This window comes from Roseofilum reptotaenium CS-1145, from assembly GCF_028330985.1.
GTDB classification, from domain to species: Bacteria; Cyanobacteriota; Cyanobacteriia; order Cyanobacteriales; family Desertifilaceae; genus Roseofilum; species Roseofilum reptotaenium.
The window spans coordinates 74,249-90,211 of sequence record NZ_JAQMUE010000074.1 but is presented as its reverse complement, the minus strand read 5'-3'; the positions used below and the strand labels follow the sequence as shown (position 1 = coordinate 90,211).

The 15,963-nt window shown below is 46.1% G+C and carries 17 protein-coding genes and 1 pseudogene; 16 read left to right on the top strand and 2 right to left on the bottom strand.

Annotation, left to right across the window (positions count from 1 at the left end; genetic code table 11):
* Positions 1–102: 102 nt before the first annotated feature.
* The 4 genes from PN466_RS12950 to PN466_RS12935 all read left to right on the top strand — a co-directional run bounded on the left by PN466_RS12950 (position 103) and on the right by PN466_RS12935 (position 2,357).
* The gene (locus tag PN466_RS12950; RefSeq protein ID WP_271940054.1) at positions 103–966 is read left to right on the top strand and encodes an urease accessory protein UreD; all 864 of its coding nucleotides are present in this window, start codon (positions 103–105) and stop codon (positions 964–966) included.
* An 82-nt stretch (positions 967–1,048) separates the two neighbouring features.
* A complete protein-coding gene (gene ureA / locus PN466_RS12945; protein WP_271940053.1) occupies positions 1,049–1,354 on the top strand; it encodes an urease subunit gamma in 306 nt (101 codons plus the stop codon).
* 10 nt (positions 1,355–1,364) lie between these two features.
* Complete coding sequence (locus PN466_RS12940; RefSeq protein WP_271940052.1) at positions 1,365–1,676, top strand: urease subunit beta; 312 nt, start codon at positions 1,365–1,367, stop codon at positions 1,674–1,676.
* A gap of 210 nt (positions 1,677–1,886) precedes the next feature.
* Complete coding sequence (locus PN466_RS12935) at positions 1,887–2,357, top strand: DUF4079 domain-containing protein (protein WP_271940051.1); 471 nt, start codon at positions 1,887–1,889, stop codon at positions 2,355–2,357.
* Positions 2,358–2,434: 77 nt separating this feature from the next.
* Here the strand turns inward: PN466_RS12935 and PN466_RS12930 are convergent, their stop codons facing one another.
* Positions 2,435–3,112 (bottom strand): DUF1997 domain-containing protein, encoded by a 678-nt coding sequence (locus PN466_RS12930; protein ID WP_271940050.1) that lies wholly within the window; start codon positions 3,110–3,112, stop codon positions 2,435–2,437.
* Positions 3,113–3,394: 282 nt separating this feature from the next.
* Between PN466_RS12930 and PN466_RS26325 the strand changes: the two are divergent.
* The 8 genes and pseudogenes from PN466_RS26325 to proB all read left to right on the top strand — a co-directional run bounded on the left by PN466_RS26325 (position 3,395) and on the right by proB (position 11,163).
* Positions 3,395–3,759, top strand: a pseudogene (locus tag PN466_RS26325) (NAD(P)H-binding protein).
* Positions 3,760–4,074: 315 nt separating this feature from the next.
* Positions 4,075–5,241 carry a F420-0:Gamma-glutamyl ligase gene (locus PN466_RS12920; RefSeq protein ID WP_271940049.1) on the top strand — a complete coding sequence of 389 codons (1,167 nt, stop codon included), beginning with the start codon at positions 4,075–4,077 and terminating at the stop codon, positions 5,239–5,241.
* Positions 5,242–5,321: 80 nt separating this feature from the next.
* On the top strand, positions 5,322–6,563 hold the full coding sequence (locus tag PN466_RS12915; RefSeq protein WP_271940048.1) for a GNAT family N-acetyltransferase: 1,242 nt from the start codon (positions 5,322–5,324) through the stop codon (positions 6,561–6,563).
* A 222-nt stretch (positions 6,564–6,785) separates the two neighbouring features.
* Positions 6,786–7,199, top strand: coding sequence for a Holliday junction resolvase RuvX (gene ruvX, locus PN466_RS12910; RefSeq protein ID WP_271940047.1), 414 nt, complete (start codon positions 6,786–6,788; stop codon positions 7,197–7,199).
* Positions 7,200–7,370: 171 nt separating this feature from the next.
* The gene (locus PN466_RS12905; protein WP_271940046.1) at positions 7,371–7,919 is read left to right on the top strand and encodes a DUF3727 domain-containing protein; all 549 of its coding nucleotides are present in this window, start codon (positions 7,371–7,373) and stop codon (positions 7,917–7,919) included.
* A gap of 86 nt (positions 7,920–8,005) precedes the next feature.
* Positions 8,006–9,082, top strand: coding sequence for an endolytic transglycosylase MltG (gene mltG, locus PN466_RS12900; RefSeq protein WP_271940045.1), 1,077 nt, complete (start codon positions 8,006–8,008; stop codon positions 9,080–9,082).
* 26 nt (positions 9,083–9,108) lie between these two features.
* On the top strand, positions 9,109–9,657 hold the full coding sequence (locus PN466_RS12895) for a YqeG family HAD IIIA-type phosphatase (RefSeq protein ID WP_271940044.1): 549 nt from the start codon (positions 9,109–9,111) through the stop codon (positions 9,655–9,657).
* A 399-nt stretch (positions 9,658–10,056) separates the two neighbouring features.
* Complete coding sequence (proB, locus tag PN466_RS12890; RefSeq protein ID WP_271940043.1) at positions 10,057–11,163, top strand: glutamate 5-kinase; 1,107 nt, start codon at positions 10,057–10,059, stop codon at positions 11,161–11,163.
* 58 nt (positions 11,164–11,221) lie between these two features.
* Here the strand turns inward: proB and PN466_RS12885 are convergent, their stop codons facing one another.
* Positions 11,222–11,515, bottom strand: a complete 294-nt coding sequence (locus PN466_RS12885; protein WP_271940042.1) for a hypothetical protein — start codon at positions 11,513–11,515, stop codon at positions 11,222–11,224.
* 210 nt (positions 11,516–11,725) lie between these two features.
* Here PN466_RS12885 and PN466_RS12880 point away from each other — a divergent pair, with 210 nt between their 5' ends.
* From PN466_RS12880 to PN466_RS12865, 4 genes are all read left to right on the top strand, one after another.
* A complete protein-coding gene (locus tag PN466_RS12880; protein WP_271940041.1) occupies positions 11,726–13,165 on the top strand; it encodes an aminotransferase-like domain-containing protein in 1,440 nt (479 codons plus the stop codon).
* 83 nt (positions 13,166–13,248) lie between these two features.
* The gene (cofH, locus tag PN466_RS12875) at positions 13,249–14,385 is read left to right on the top strand and encodes a 7,8-didemethyl-8-hydroxy-5-deazariboflavin synthase subunit CofH (RefSeq protein WP_390889998.1); all 1,137 of its coding nucleotides are present in this window, start codon (positions 13,249–13,251) and stop codon (positions 14,383–14,385) included.
* A gap of 64 nt (positions 14,386–14,449) precedes the next feature.
* Positions 14,450–15,016, top strand: a complete 567-nt coding sequence (locus PN466_RS12870) for a DUF1517 domain-containing protein (RefSeq protein WP_271940039.1) — start codon at positions 14,450–14,452, stop codon at positions 15,014–15,016.
* A 53-nt stretch (positions 15,017–15,069) separates the two neighbouring features.
* Positions 15,070–15,927 (top strand): hypothetical protein, encoded by an 858-nt coding sequence (locus PN466_RS12865; RefSeq protein WP_271940038.1) that lies wholly within the window; start codon positions 15,070–15,072, stop codon positions 15,925–15,927.
* Positions 15,928–15,963: the final 36 nt, after the last annotated feature.

Here is a 15,963-nt window from a genome sequence, read left to right as displayed (position 1 = left end):
AAAAGCAAAAGCCCCCATTGATCGAGTTTTGGAGAGGTTAGGATAGATGCTAGATCTAAATTTTACTCGAAGATCCCACTTAGTTCTCGTTACATTGGCTAAATGCTTGATCCTACACAAGCAAGATTGAACCTCCAGTCTACTCAATGGCAGGGAAAATTATCGGTTCAGTATCAGTTGTCTGCGGGCCGAACCTATCCCGTTGTTGAGGAGATGGTTGCACCTCTGAAGCTGCAACGTCCATTTTACAACCTAGGATCGGGTAACTGCCAAAGTGTTCTTTTGCATACGGCAGGGGGGTTAGTGGGCGGAGATCGCCTTTGTGTCTCTCTACATTTAAGGCCAGAAACGTCCGTATTCTGGACTACGCCTTCCGCAACTAAAGTTTATCGCTCTGCGGGGGAAATGGCTCGAACTCAGGTACAGATCCGGATTGAAGCAGGTGCAAGCTTAACTTGGTTTCCTTTGGAGACGATTTTGTTTAACGGTGCTCTTTATCAGCAGGATCTTCAGGTGGAATTATCTCCTGGAGCGATTTGGTGTGGCTGGGAGTGGACAAGGTTGGGGCGCACGGCCCTAGGGGAGGGTTTCGATCGCGGACAATGGCGCTCTCGAACTCAAGTTACCCAGAAAGGAATGCCCCTATGGATTGATGCCCAGAGTAGCTTGACCCAGCAAAGAGCTTTAGACGCTGATTATGGCTTGGGAGGATATCCTGTGGTGGGATCGTTCTGTTGGTTGGGGAGGGAGATCGGGCGATCGCTCCTAGAAGAGATACAAGCCTTTTTGCCTCGTTCTGAAAAAAAGTTCTCCGTTGGGGTTACTCGACTGCCTCAAGGACTCCTCTGTCGCTATCGAGGATATTCTACGGAAGAGGGAAAGCGTTTGTTTATGGGGATTTGGCAGATTTTGTCTCCAGATCGGGGACGAGACAAAAAATCTATGAATATAATTTGGCTATTATAGCATTAAGTCTTAATTATGGCATTTTGATCGAAAATTGTCAATAAATGCTATAAAAAAAGATAGATTAATCGGCTAAGGGACTATGCAACTCACTCCCCAAGAAAAAGACAAATTGTTGATTTTTACGGCGGCGCTATTAGCAGAAAGACGTAAAGAAAAAGGGTTGAAGCTAAATTATCCGGAAGCTGTGGCCTATATTTCATCGGCTATCCTCGAAGGAGCAAGGGAAGGGAAAACAGTAGCAGAACTGATGCAATTGGGAACAACCTTGTTAACTCAAGAAGATGTGATGGATGGGATTCGTGAAATGTTAGCCGAAGTGCAAGTAGAAGCCACATTTCCAGATGGCACAAAATTAGTTACAGTCCACGATCCAATTCGTGCATGAGGTAAGGTTTATGATTCCTGGAGAACTGTTGGTTGAACCTGGAGAAATTGAACTGAATGCCGATCGCCCCACGGTGACGATTTCCGTAGCGAATCAGGGCGATCGTCCAATTCAAATCGGCTCCCATTTCCACTTTTATGAAGTCAATTTAGCTCTACATTTTGAGCGAGATCGGGCCTTGGGAATGCGCTTAGATATTCCGGCTGGAACGGCTGTCCGTTTTGAACCAGGGGATGAACGGGAAGTGAATCTCGTTCCCTTTGTAGGCGATCGCCAGGTCTATGGCTTCCAAGCTCAGATTAATGGCCCTTTACCTAACTAACCGTAATCCAGCCTAGTGCCTGGATTGCTCTAAAGTCGTGTATTAGACACTCGGTGCAGAGTTAGGGCACTTTACTCTTAGCTCAAACCATAACCTACATGTCCTAATTTAACGAGTTCACTGCTATACATCAAATTAGCTCCACCACGGTACTAGGGACAGTTTTTGTGATAAGTTAAGTTTTGTAAACAACTTCTCACGGAGACACCCATGGAGATTCCAGAATCCATTAAGCTATGGAGTCAATTCTTCCACCCCTTCTTAATGTGGGTTTTATTAGCCCTTATCCTCTATAGCATGTATCTGGGTTTCAAAATTCGCGAAACCCGCAGCGCTACCGGTGACACAAAAAAAGAATTAATCAAAGGAAAATTTAACGCCAGACACCACAAAATTAGTTCCGTTATTCTAGCCTTGATGGTGACAGGAACTCTCGGAGGAATGGCCGTTACTTACATTAATAATGGTAAGCTCTTTGTTGGTCCTCATTTAATCGTCGGTTTGGCAATGACTGGAGTTATTTCTCTTTCGGCAGCACTGACCCCTTGGATGCAAAAAGGAAACGATATCGCTCGATATAGCCATATTACGCTCAATACCGTTTTAGTTGGTTTATTTGCCTGGCAAGCAGTGACAGGTCTGGATATTGTGAACCGTATTTTAGAGAATATGTTCTCTTAAATCCATCCTCGAAAGGCAAGGGGCTTCAAACCCCCTTGTCCAAAGCAGCATTAGAGAATAGGGAATAGATCCAATCCCTAATTTTTCGGTTGGCGAGGGAAAGGACAGTTGTAGGTCTGGTGAAAGTCCTTGAGAATTTTATGATTGAGACAATGGGAAACCTGACGTACAATTTGGGCTAAGAGGCGATCGCCTGTTTTTTGAATTAAACCTTGGGGCAAAGCATGAATAAATTGGGGAAAGTACACCTTCACCTTTAAATCTAGCGTCCATTGGGCATAAGTCATCCTCCCCTCTTCACTCACCCGATCGACCGCTTCTACTAACTCCATCGAAGAGCGAAAATCAACCTCATAGCCGAGATCTACATCATTGGGGACAGGAATAGAGTCAATCGTATAGATCCCTTGCAGTTGGGGTTGCATTTCCAAGCCGACTTTTGGCTCCACATTATAGCCAAATGCACCGAATTGACCAATAATTAAAGCATAGCCATTTTTGCTAATCGGGCGAACTTTCATGGGAGCTGCACAACGGCAAAACCATCCTTGATGATCGTCAAGATACTCAGCAACGGTTTGGGGGTGGGCATTAAATAAAAGTTTGCCTTCAGCTAATGTGGAAAATTGGAACGGTTCCTTGACGATTTCTTCCTGCGCCACAGTTTCCAATGACGTGTACTCTGGAACTGCCCCCAAAATTACATCCGATTGATTGTGGTCTTGCTCTAAACTTAAACTCGATTGAAGCTTCATGATTTTGAACTATCCCCATAATTCGACAATTGGCCACTGGGATAGAAGCTATCACCAGCACATTTACTCAATCGAGCAAATGATTTGATCCCCAATTTCTGGCTCAATTGGGTCAATCCATTTGACCTAATGCTTAGTGTACAAATCTATTCTTATTTTTTTATAATCCAGATCACACCTAGGCAGAGATCTGGATCGGCAGCGGTCTGAAAACCCTTAGAAAAGCAAGGTCGAGGCTGTAATGTTAATATTTGTAGAGAAATTTTAATCCCCCGAAAAACCATGAAAGCATTTGTAGCCGGAGCAACTGGAGAAACCGGAAAACGGATTGTTCACGAGTTAGTGAAGCGCGAGATTCCCACGATCGCCTTGGTGCGCGATCGCCAAGCCGCCCGCTCCATTCTCCCAGAAGTGGCTTACCCTACACCATTGTCCGGCCTGGGGGATTAAAAAATGAAGACAATAGCCAGGCGATCGTTATGTCTCAAGCTGATACCTTATTTGAAGGGAGTATTCCTCGTCAGAAAGTGGCGCAAGTCTGTGTAGAAGCCCTATTCTGTCCAGAGTCTCGGAATAAAATTGTAGAAATCGTCACTCAGGAACAAGCCGTAGAAAAAAGCTTTTCCGATTTGTTTGCTGCCGTTTAATTTATCCTTTGACATCCTCCCCGCCGGGCGCACTGCTCTGGACGGGGATTTCCCATCTACCTAAGCGCAAAGAAGGAGTTGGTTAGAACAGTTAGGTTATGGTTTGAAGCAATCGGCAATAGAGAACAGGCAATGTCCTAGTTCTTCATTTCACTGCTATAGTTGCCTAAATTTTGCACGAGTTGAAGTCTGACGCTTTCCTCCACGTCTGTTGGACACTGAGATCCCCAATATAGATCAACAGAAGATGGCAATTGCAAGCCATTCAGGTATAGTGAATCGAGACAAATAATCAGCGTTGGGTTAGGTTCGGTTGTGATTGCAGAAAGTATTGGAATTGGTTTAGGAGGTTCAGCTCTCCTGCTTTTATGGGCGATAGAGAATCAGTATCGAGGTCGCCCTGGGAATGAACTGGCCCTGAAGTTTGAACAGTGGCAAGGAGAATTTTTGGCGGCTGACCATTATCAGTTGGTGGGAGAAGCAGTTTTAATCAATGAAACCTCGACCTTGGAAATTATGGTTCCCGAAGTTTCCGTAGACGTGGAACTGCTTAGTAAGGGATCGTTGGAGGGAGTAAGCTGGAAAACTCGCGTGATTCCCCTGCACTCGGATGCTCCGAGTCGAGATGATGATTATTGGTTTGCCTATATTGTCAAAGTGGGTAAACAGACACGGTTCAAAATTAGCATTGAGATTACAGGGCCGAATTTGGATCGGGTGCAAACGGCTTGGATTAAAGTCAATTATGTCACCTATGGTCCAGAAGGGCGGATTCCAAAAACGGGTCATTCGGTCTATGCGCTCCAGTATCCCGATACCTCCCAATTGGCTTCAGGACGAGAGGCAGAAGGGGCGCGGGTGTTTCCGATTCCGACCCATATTTTAACCGATCAGGACGATCCAGCGGCGGTCGTGGAGCGGTATGTTTTGCCTCATGCTCAACCCGGAGATATCGTGACTATTGGAGAAACCCCGATCGCCCTCATGCAAGGTCGGCTGCGCCATCCTACTACGGTAAAACCCGGATGGGTAGCCAAACGGATTTGTTATTATTTTCTCCCGACATCGAGTTTAGCCACGGCTTGCGGAATGCAGACCTTAGTAGATATCGTGGGGCCAGTGCGAGTGGCGTTTGCCTTTGTGGTCGGGGCTTTAGCCAAAGCTCTGTTGCGTAAACCCGGTGTCTTTTATCAACTCGCTGGAGAGCAAGCGCGGTTAATTGATGATGTGACGGGAACCTTGCCCCCCTTCGATCAATTTATTGTTCTGGGGCCAGAGAAACCGGAAGAGGTGGTGGCTAAAATTAAAGAAAAAACGGGATTATCGGCGGCGATCGTGGATGTCAATGACTTGAAAGCCGTTAAAATATTAGCAGCGACCCCAGATTTATCGACGGAGTTGCTCACCAAAGCCCTCAGAAGTAACCCAGCAGGTAATGCTGACGAACAAACCCCCATTGTTCTGATTCGACCCCAAGGGTAGGCGACAACTTCAAAGAAAGGGTTTTCCTATTGCTAGAGTACCTCTTGCCTAATCCCCCCTGTCAATTGAGAGAATACCCCATGATACCAGCGTCTCCCCAAAATTTAGAAAAACAGACGGAAATCCGGAGTTTGCAACATCGAGACCTCGATGTGGTGGAAGCTTTACTTGATACGGGGGCTTCTTCTCCGATGCTGGGTAAGGATAAACCCTATTCGGGACAGGATATTCGCCAGTGGTTTGGAGTCTTAAAACTGTTGAGTTTATTTCCTAATCCCTGGCGCTATAAGCTGTCAATCCATGTGGCAGGGCAGCGTCAGCGCTCCGAAAGTACGGATGAACAAGTGGTGGGGGTGATCGAAATTTCGCCTTTTAACCGCACTCGCAGTACCTGGCGCGTTGATCGCGTGGGAGTGAAACCAGGAGTCTCGCGATCGGGGATTGGTTCCGTACTCCTGCGCTATTGTATGCAAGCGGTACGAGAAGCCAGAACTTGGTTGTTGGAAGTGGATGTGAATGAGGCGGATGAAATTGCCCTGTATCGGCAAAATGGGTTTCAGCCTTTAGCTCACATGACCTATTGGGCGATCGCCCCGGAACAGCTCGCGAAGTTAGCCCAACGGGAGCCGGATTTGCCCAATCTCCTACCAGTGAGTAATGCTGATGCGGGACCGCTGTATCAATTAGATACCGTCGCCATGCCGCCTTTTGTACGCCAGGTCTTTGACCGCCATGTGGATGACTTTAAGACTCCCTTGGTGCAATCGGTGATTGACGGGATTAAGCAATGGTGGACAAAAACTGAGGTGGTGAGTGGCTATGTGTTTGAAACGCAACGGCAAGCGGCGATCGGCTATTTTCAGTTACACTTGCAACGTCAAGGTGAGGGCTACCATCAAGCGGAGTTGACGGTTCATCCTGCTTATACTTGGCTCTACCCAGAATTGATGGCGCAAATGGCTCGCATTACCCAAGAGTTTCCCCCCCAACCTTTATATTTAGCTTCGGCAGATTATCAACCGGAACGGGAGGAACATTTGCAGCAAATTGGTGCAAGTCGGATCGGTCATACGTTGATGATGTCGCGATCGGTTTGGCATAAATTGCGCGAGTCTAAGTTAGTGTCTCTCGAAGGTTTACAACTCTCGGATATGCTGCAAGGCTTGCAACCGGCTGGAAAACCGATTCCGGGACGGATGTCGATTCTCCATTCTTTGAGTTTGGAAGAGAATGCTGAAGACCTCTCCCCTGGTGGCAAAGAGGGTAATGGTGGCGTTGAAGGCGATGGCACTGGGGAGAACAGTTCATCGGTGGATCAATAATTTCAATCGCAGAAACCGGGTTTCTGACTATCTTCAGGCTCTTATTCTAAGTTCTGGGAGAAACCCGGTTTCTGGTTGCTAGTGCGATCGCCGTAGTCGAAGAAACCCGGTTTCTGACTCTCTTGAGGCTCTTACCCTAACTTCTCGGAGAAACCCGGTTTCTAAAGCCTCGCAATAACTTATTAATATAAGATAAGCGAGATCGAAGTTACAGGAGATTGCATGATTTCAGCTTTGGGTTTGGATATCGGTCAGAAACGGATTGGGGTGGCAGGATGCGATCGCCTCGGATTACTCGCAACCCCTCTCACCACCATCTATCGTGAATCTTTTGAGACAGATGTGGCGCTCCTCAAACCGATCATTATTGAACGGGAAGTCAGTATTCTAATCATCGGTTTGCCCTATCTGATGGATGGACAATTAGGCACTCAAGCTCAACAAGTGCAAAAATATAGCGATCGCCTGCAACAGGCTCTTCAATTACCCGTCGAGTATGTAGATGAGCGCTGCACGTCCCTGGAAGCCAAAGAAATCCTCGTCTCCCGAAAACGCTCCCCATCTCACAATAAAGGATTAATTGATGCCCAAGCTGCCGCCTTAATTTTGCAACGTTGGCTCGACAATCGCGCATAACTTGAACAATACCCTAGGATATTCACCTCTCCATTAAACGAAGAGAGACAGAACCCGATCAAATCCTTTTACCCATTACCGATTACCCTTGTGCCGCGCGAAGCGCATATAAGATATGATGAAAGGTCGAAGTGAATCCGCGATCGCTGCGGTCAATAGGAAGTAACCCTCATGGCTCAAGAAGCAATGGAGAACGATCCCCTGACTGTATTCTTAACCGATTCTGGGGGACAGGAATTAGAATGCACAATTGAATATTCCTTTACCCATGAAAACGAAAACTATTTCGTTTTACTGCCCAAAGATACCCCTGTCGAAATTTTTGTCTGGCAAACTTCTGGAGAGGAAGAAAATCTAGTTCCGGTAGAAGATCCCTCTGTGATTGATGAACTGTTTAACTTAGCTAAAGCGGTTTTATCCGAACAAAATCTGCAACTCAAACGTACCGGAATTACACTCACTGTAGAAGGAGATATTCCTGATTTAGAAGAAGAGGATGATGAAGATATTGATGCCGATCTCGAATCATTCCAGTTATTAGCCAGCTTCTATTTTGGTGAAGATGAGTATGAAATTTCCACACCTTTAGACCCACTTTTCTTGCTCGGGAAAATGGCAGATAATGGTAAAGCCACCGAGCTGTCTGAAAGTGAACTCAAGAAAATTGAACATTTACTACCAGAGATTGAACAGACGTTAGAAGAAGAACTCTTGGCTTAACGCCTGAGAACACAATCCTTAGTCATGGCATAAATCGCCAAAATATTTAGGGTGCATCCGTAAAATCAGATAAAACTTGCTTGGTTATGACAACCCGTAATTCACGAATCACAAAGTGGTTCTTTTATTTAATGCTTTTACCCATCGTTGTTGCCTTCTCTGGATGGCAAGGATGGCGGTGGTGGAGTTGGGCTATTAGTCCTGTTATGTCTGCAAGTGCTGAGGCCAGGGATCATCAAGTGCTAGTTGAAATTGGCCTCGGAACTTCCGGACAACAAATTGGTGCGGATTTAGCCGATCTCGATCTCATTCGCTCAGAACAGGCTTGGAATATTTGGGCAAAATGGCTTAGATTACAAGCCAAACTTCAACCGGAGTTAGAAGGCTATTTCCAAGCGGGAACGTATCAGTTGTCTCCCACCCAGTCCTTACCGGAAATTGCGGCTCAAATTCGATCGGGAACCGTAATACAAACCACCTATACCATTCCAGAAGGCTGGACGTTGACCCAAATGGGGGATTATTTTGAAGACCAAGGATTTTTTACATCCCAAGAGTTTTTAGACGCAGTTAATCGAGTTTCTGCCCAAGATTATCCTTGGTTACCTTCTGTGCCAAAATTGGAGGGGTTTTTATTTCCAGATACTTATCAGATTTCTGGGGATAATTTGACAGCCGATCGCATTGTTCAACAGATGTTAACTCAATTTGAACGGGTGGCCCTGCCTCTGTATCAAAAAGCTCAAGCGCAAACGGATTTGAGTCTTTTGGAGTGGGTGACCTTGGCGAGTATTGTAGAAAAAGAGTCGGTTGTGGCTCAAGAACGAGGGGTGATTTCTGGGGTATTTCATAATCGACTGCGAACAGGAATGACTCTAGGCGCTGATCCCACGGTGGAATATGGTTTGGGAATTAAGCAAACCCCGGATCAACCGTTAACTTTAAAGGATGTGAATACTCCGAATCCTTATAATACCTATTTGAATCCAGGATTACCGCCCACGCCGATTGCTGCTCCTGGAACAGCGAGCTTAGAAGCAACCCTCTATCCGGAAACAACGGAGTATCTGTATTTTGTGGCTCGCTATGATGGGACACATATTTTTAGTCGCACTCTCAATGAACATAACCAAGCGATTAACCAAGTTGCCCAACAACGTTAACCCTAAATGGGTCTCATTTTTTTCCTATGTCTTCTAATCTTCTCTTGCAACCGGATCTCGTTCTTGGTGGCCCAATTTTGGATTTAACGCCAGATTTGTTGCGCTTGCACGATCTCAAAGGTTTGATCCTAGATGTTGATGATACTCTTGTGCCCATAAATTCACCAGGTGCTTCTGATGACTTAAAAAACTGGATTGCACAGATCAAACCCTTGGTTCCCATTTGGCTTGTGAGTAATAACCTAAATTGGATTAGAATTCGGGCGATCGCTGAGTGTTTAGACTTACCGTTTATGATGGGAGCGGCTAAACCTTCCCGGCGAAAATTGCGTCAGGCTGCCGAAAATATGGGTTTACCGATTGAGCAAATCGCAATGGTTGGCGATCGCCTGTTCACAGATGTCTTAGCTGGGAATCGTTTGGGAATGTTTACAATTCTAGTTGAACCCATGGTTGATCCCCACCACGGTTATCGACCGTTTGATGTTCGATCCTTTGAAGTGTGGTTATCTCAGATGTTGGGCGCTCGCTTGAGTCCTTCCGTACAAAACTTTACAAATCTTGATAAAACCTGAAAAAACGAAATATAAAGAAAAGATTACGAATCGGGGATCATCAACAAATTGATGCAATTATGAGAATTAGTTCAAATGGGGTCAGCCAATATAAAGACCCTAAAGATAAATCCCTGTAAATATTTTACCCTGGTAAAGCGCTGGCCCTCACTATAGAGAAGCCGGCGCTTTCCGCATCGTAAAGGAAGCTGCTGTAAGACTGGGGATCGCTTCTGCGATCGCCGAGATATACCGCTTCGCGCTAGGCAATAGGCAATAGAAAATGTGCGAACGCTCCCTTTCTCTGCTACAGGCAAAAAGAAGTAGGGGCGAAAAGTTTTTCGCCCCTACTTAGGTTTTGAGAATTCAACCCTGTACTCTATAACAGAGTAAACTGCTGTATTTTGGGTTGCATATTCTATGTCCCTAACCCTTGTCATTAAAATTGGTACGTCCAGCCTGACCGATCCGGAAACCGGAAATCTGGCCCTATCGACCTTAGCCCTATTAGTTGAAGTCTTAAGCCAACTGCGCCACCAAGGTCATCGTGTGATTTTAGTCTCTTCGGGAGCCATCGGAGTCGGGTGTTCGCGGTTAGGCTTGAAAAAGCGCCCCCGTGATATTGCCCTCAAACAGGCGATCGCCGCTGTTGGCCAAGGTCGCTTAATGCGGATTTACGATGACCTATTCACCACTCTCGATCAGGCGATCGCGCAAGTACTACTGACTCGCAGAGATCTAGAATCAAGAGTCTCCTATGTCAACGCCTACGATGCCTTTCAAGAACTACTCGATTTGGGCGTGATCCCCATCGTCAATGAAAACGATACCGTTGCTACAGACGAACTGAGACGGAAATTTGGAGATAACGATACCCTAGCTGCCCTAGTTGCTAGTCTAGTGGAAGCAGATTGGCTATTTTTACTCACAGATGTGGATAAACTCTATTCTGCCGATCCCCACTTGGTTCCCGATGCGCAACCTATTGCCCACGTTCATAACCTGGAGGAGTTAACCGAGGTGGAAGCGGGAGAGGCTTCTACCTGGGGTACCGGAGGCATGAGTACCAAAATCGCCGCTGCTCGTATTGCCACCAATGCAGGAGTGCGGATGGTGATTATGCAAGGACGCTATCCCAACCAAATTCCACGGATTTTAGATGGGGATGAAATTGGCACTCAATTTCATCCCGCTCCCCGAACACTAAATGCTCGTAAACGGTGGATTGCTAATGGGTTGGTTCCCTCTGGCACCGTGGTTCTCGATCCAGGCGCAGTTAAAGCCATTTGCGATCGCGGAAAATCCCTATTAGCCGTCGGAATTTCTGAGGTAATCGGCCAATTTCAGGTCTCAGAAGCCGTGACGCTTTGCGATCTTGAGGGTAAGGAAGTCGCTCGCGGAATCGTCAACTATGGCAGTGATGAATTAGATTTAATTAAGGGCTATCGTTCGGATGACATTCCTGACCTTTTAGGATATGAAGGTTCGGATACGGTGGTTCATCGAGATGATTTAGTTTTGATGTAATAGAGCGCTGAGGGGAGGGAATTCAGAATAAGGAATGGAAAAAAACCCGATTTTTCCCTTACTCGTAATAGCGTTCTTCTAGCCAAACCCGTACCTCTTGCTCGGAGTCAAACATCAAGTGTTGGTGGCTGAGGGGATCGTAAACGTGATAAATCCAATTCCCATCTCGGTCTTTTTTCTCGGTAATGCGAGGTTCATCGCTGTACCACCAAATGGCAACAAAATAGTTCCAAAGCTTCTGGAGGCGATCGCCTGGAAAAATAGAATGGGGAAGCTGAGGTACGCTTTTTAGATCGGTTAAATGTAACTGCGATCCTTTCGTGATTTCTGGAACAGTAGTGGTATTTTTCATGGATCGTGCCCTCAATGCTGATCAATGGTGGTAGACAGGGGATAGAAATCTGTCAATAATCGAAAAATTCGTTGCCCCTACTTGCTATATCTCTAGTTTGGACAAAAGCCAGAAAAAAAAACAGATGCAATTGAGCTAAATTGTAACCATAACAGTTTTCCTTCTAGAAACTGTTATGGTTAATAAAATCAAGAACTGTACTGGAGCATTATGCACTTACGACCTATTGAGCAAACCCAAGGTGCTAACTTATATGAACAGGTGGCCAATCGTATTCAGGTCTTAATTGCTGAAGGAACCCTGCAACCGGGCGATCGCCTGCCTTCGGTGCGAAAAGTTCATCAACAAATGTCAGTGAGTATTTCTACTGCCTTAGAAGCCTATCGTCTCTTAGAAGACCGGGGACTCATTGGGGCTAAACCCCAATCTGGCTATTTTGTACGCTCGCTTAAATCGCCTCCGGAACCGGATCGCTCTTCCCCAACCCAAAAATCCTGTCGAGTGGATACGTCCCTCGTCTTTCAAGTGAATTCTATGCTCCGCGATCCAGAAATCATTCAACTTGGAGCTGCTGTACCCGGAATGGACTTATTTCCTCTGTCCACCTTAAACCGTCTCATGGGTCAAGTGATGCGCCAAAATCCAACCTTAGCCCATAGTTATACTCCGCCTCCAGGATGTCTTGAATTTCGCCGGGCGATCGCCAGACGGTTATTGGATGCGGACTGTGCAGTAACCCCAGATCAAATTGTGGCCACCCATGGAGCCACGGAAGCAGTGTATTTATCCTTACGAGCAACCACCCAACCCGGAGACACCGTGGCGATCGCCTCACCGTGCTATTATGGATTACTCGAAACCCTATCTACACTTCATTTACGAGCCTTAGAACTTCCCACCCATCCCAGGGAAGGAATTTGTCTCACTGCCCTAGAAACGGCTCTCAAACGGAAACAAATTAGCGCCTGTGCCCTAGTCTCTAATTTTAGTAATCCCCTGGGAACTTGCATGAGCAATGAGAAAAAACAAGACCTAGTGGAATTACTCGCCCGGCATCAAATTCCCCTGATTGAAGATGATGTTTATGGTGACTTGTCCTTTGATGGCGATCGTCCTAAAGCCATAAAAGCCTTTGATAAAGATGGATTTGTTCTATACTGTGCATCCTTTAGTAAGGTCTTATCTCCTGGGTTACGAGTCGGTTGGGCCGTTCCTGGACGCTATCAATCTATAGTGGAACGACTTAAGCTAACAGTAAATATGAGTACCTCTCCGGCGAGTCAACTGGCGATCAGTGCCTTTTTAGCCAATGGAGGATACGATCGCCATGTGCGAAACCTGCGCCGCGCTTATGAACAGCAAATGCTACAAATGATTCAAGCCATTTGTCATCACTTCCCTGAAGACACAAAAGTTACGCGTCCTACAGGCGGTCATGTACTTTGGATTGAACTTCCTCCCCACTTCGATGCCATGGACCTCTTCTACAGAGCGGGTCAACATAAGATCAGTATTTCCCCAGGAATTATGTTTTCACCATCTGGAAGCTATGGCAATTGTTTCCGGCTCAATTCCGGTTTACCGTGGTCACCACAAATCGAACAAGCCATGGAAACCTTGGGACAGTTAATTAGCGAACAGGAGAAATGAGGGAAGATGGGGAAGATAGCTAATGACCTAATTCCCCATGACCAGCACTTCATACTATAGACACTTAAGGAGCAAATCAGGTGATTACCATTAGTCCAATAGACACCATTTTAGATCGGGCCCTATCAGGTCAAGATATTTCAACGGATGAAGCCATTCTATTATTACAGCAAAGGGATTGTGGAGTAATTGAAGCGATTCGAGAAACCAGCGATCGCCTGCGAAAACAGAAAATCGGCAACACCGTCACCTATGTCATCAATCGCAACATTAATTTCACCAACATTTGCGAACAACATTGCAGTTTTTGTGCTTTTCGTCGAGATGCCAACGCTCCAGAATCCTATTGGTTAACCATAGAAACGATGCTCCAGAAAACGACGAATGCAGTAGAGCGAGGAGCTACCGAGATTTGTATGCAAGGGGGCTTAAATCCAGCAGCAAAAATCGAAGGAAGCACCTTAACCTATTATGTCAAACTTGTACAAGAGATCAAAAGCCACTATCCCCAACTCCATCTTCATGCCTTCTCTCCTCAAGAAATCCAGTTTATCGCCAGAGAAGATCAAATGAGTTATGAAAGTGTCATCTCTAGCCTACAAGAAGCGGGGCTGGGATCAATACCAGGAACCGCTGCTGAAGTGCTTGACGATCGCGTTAGATCCATCCTTTGCCCCGAAAAAATCAACACCCAAACCTGGGTAGAAATTATCAGCACTGCTCACCGTTTAGGAATGCCCACTACTAGCACCCTATTATCTGGACATATTGAAACCCCCGAACAGCAAATCACCCACTTAAATCATCTGCGAACCCTACAGCAAAAGTCCCTAGAATCCTATCCATCAGCCATTACAGAATTTATTTTGTTGCCCTTTGTTGGTCAAGACGCACCGCCCATTATTCGTCATCGAGTTGGACGAGATCAACCCCTATTATCTGATGCTTTATTGCTCACCGCAGTTGCTCGAATTTTTCTGGGTAATTGGATTATGAACCATCAACCCAGTTGGGTAAAATTAGGCTTAGATGGGGCAACCGAAGCCTTAAATTGGGGATGTAATGATATCGGTGGAACTCTGATGGAAGAACATATTAGTACCATGGCGGGGGCCCAGGGAGGAACTTGTATGGAAGTGGGAAGCCTACAAACTGCGATTCGCTCCATCGGCCGAGATCCACAACAGCGAGATACCCTTTATAGGGCTATTCCCGGGTAATGGCGAATAATGATAAAAGTATCTTAATGGTTCATTTTCTCCATCGTTAACGGATTGATATTCTATGGCTAGAACTCGATTTGTCGTTTGTCGGCTGATGCTCCATTTAGCAGGGGATCGGATTGCGCCTTTGCTGGGGGTATTGAATGAAAAGGCACAAGAAGCGATTAATGCAGAAGGGGATATCAGCGTTTTGGGTGAAGGGTTGGTCGATATTGCTGAATCTTTACTGCAATCTGAATCCTATTGGCGATCGGCGGCGAATGAAGGGGATGTGATATGGAAGGAGGCGGAAGCAGCAGATTATGTGCAAGAGTTGTTTACGGATTCGGCCCAGCGCTATTTGAGCCAGCCAGATTTAAGTGATAATGACGATGACGATTTGCTTTCCCTGCCGATTACAGAGAATATTGTAGTGATGATGACGATCGCCTTTGAAGGAGAATCGCCCGATCTAGAAACGGATTTAGCCAGCTTCAGCGCTCTACAGAAGGGATTAAAAACAATGATTAATCTCCATTATCAAGACCGATTGCGAGCAGTGCAAGTCCATTTTTCTCCCGCTCGATTGGGCGATCGCCTCACGGAGGATCAACTGTTACTCAATTTCTCTGAGCTGATCCCTCTCTAGCTCATGGCACAATAGCTTTAAGGAAACCTGATAACATAACCCAATTCAATTCTATGTGGCGCAAATTCTTAACTGTCTTTCTGTGTTTTACCTTACTCCTGACCACAACTGCTTGTGGTGGCTCATCGAAGCAAACGGTCAGTTCAACCCAAACCGCGAGCGCTCCTGCGCCCGTGCGTAACCCGGTCTCTAGCGGAGAATATCCGGTACAACAAGCTACCTATGATGATGGTACGGGGGAGTATGGCTTGATGTTACTGAATACTCCGGCAGGAACTGGCCCCCTATTTCGCACGAGTGATGTACAGATGGCACGACTCACGGATGAGCAGATTCAAGCGGGAAAAAGCACTTATGCTGAAATTGAAGGCGATCGCGCTCTTCTCTATATGACTCCAGATTTTCAAATCCAATATGTTCATAATGTGACTGAAGATCGCACTAACCCGCAAACGGGACAAACAGAAACGGTTATTGTGCGCCGAGAATCTAATTTCTGGACACCGTTTGCAGGAGCATTAGCAGGACAGGCAGTTGCCAATATGCTCTTTAGTCCAACTTATTATGTACCCCCTGTCTATCAAGCTGGAACAGTAATGACTGGTTATGGTGGCTATGGCAATACCTATAGCCAAGCTGTAAACAGTTACCAAAGTCGCTATAATCAACCGCCAGCAGCAGTTAAAAATCGTCAAACCCTTCGCACAACTGGCAATCTCCGTTCTCCCAGTACCACCACCAACGGTAAACCCAATTCGACTAATGCCAATCGCTCGACGGGTTCTGGGTATGGTAGCTCTAACTTGCGCTCTTCTGGCAATTCCCAATCCAAACAGCGTACATCCAGTTTTGGCAGCGGAACCTCCCGTCGCTCTTCCGGATTCAGCAGTGGTCGCAGAAGACGGCGTTAATAATGGGTAATGGGTAATAGGGAATATCCCTATCTC

What these genes read in the sequence shown, in the direction of transcription:
- proB (WP_271940043.1), top strand. Translation starts at nt 10,057, where the DNA reads ATGTCCCTAACCCTTGTCATTAAAATTGGTACGTCCAGCCTGACCGAT.
- PN466_RS12940 (WP_271940052.1), top strand. Translation starts at nt 1,365, where the DNA reads ATGATTCCTGGAGAACTGTTGGTTGAACCTGGAGAAATTGAACTGAAT.
- PN466_RS12930 (WP_271940050.1), bottom strand. Translation starts at nt 3,112, where the DNA reads ATGAAGCTTCAATCGAGTTTAAGTTTAGAGCAAGACCACAATCAATCG.
- PN466_RS12870 (WP_271940039.1), top strand. Translation starts at nt 14,450, where the DNA reads ATGGCTAGAACTCGATTTGTCGTTTGTCGGCTGATGCTCCATTTAGCA.
- PN466_RS12905 (WP_271940046.1), top strand. Translation starts at nt 7,371, where the DNA reads ATGGCTCAAGAAGCAATGGAGAACGATCCCCTGACTGTATTCTTAACC.
- PN466_RS12885 (WP_271940042.1), bottom strand. Translation starts at nt 11,515, where the DNA reads ATGAAAAATACCACTACTGTTCCAGAAATCACGAAAGGATCGCAGTTA.
- PN466_RS12865 (WP_271940038.1), top strand. Translation starts at nt 15,070, where the DNA reads ATGTGGCGCAAATTCTTAACTGTCTTTCTGTGTTTTACCTTACTCCTG.
- ureA (WP_271940053.1), top strand. Translation starts at nt 1,049, where the DNA reads ATGCAACTCACTCCCCAAGAAAAAGACAAATTGTTGATTTTTACGGCG.
- PN466_RS12880 (WP_271940041.1), top strand. Translation starts at nt 11,726, where the DNA reads ATGCACTTACGACCTATTGAGCAAACCCAAGGTGCTAACTTATATGAA.
- PN466_RS12895 (WP_271940044.1), top strand. Translation starts at nt 9,109, where the DNA reads ATGTCTTCTAATCTTCTCTTGCAACCGGATCTCGTTCTTGGTGGCCCA.
- ruvX (WP_271940047.1), top strand. Translation starts at nt 6,786, where the DNA reads ATGATTTCAGCTTTGGGTTTGGATATCGGTCAGAAACGGATTGGGGTG.
- PN466_RS12950 (WP_271940054.1), top strand. Translation starts at nt 103, where the DNA reads ATGCTTGATCCTACACAAGCAAGATTGAACCTCCAGTCTACTCAATGG.
- mltG (WP_271940045.1), top strand. Translation starts at nt 8,006, where the DNA reads ATGACAACCCGTAATTCACGAATCACAAAGTGGTTCTTTTATTTAATG.
- PN466_RS12935 (WP_271940051.1), top strand. Translation starts at nt 1,887, where the DNA reads ATGGAGATTCCAGAATCCATTAAGCTATGGAGTCAATTCTTCCACCCC.
- PN466_RS12915 (WP_271940048.1), top strand. Translation starts at nt 5,322, where the DNA reads ATGATACCAGCGTCTCCCCAAAATTTAGAAAAACAGACGGAAATCCGG.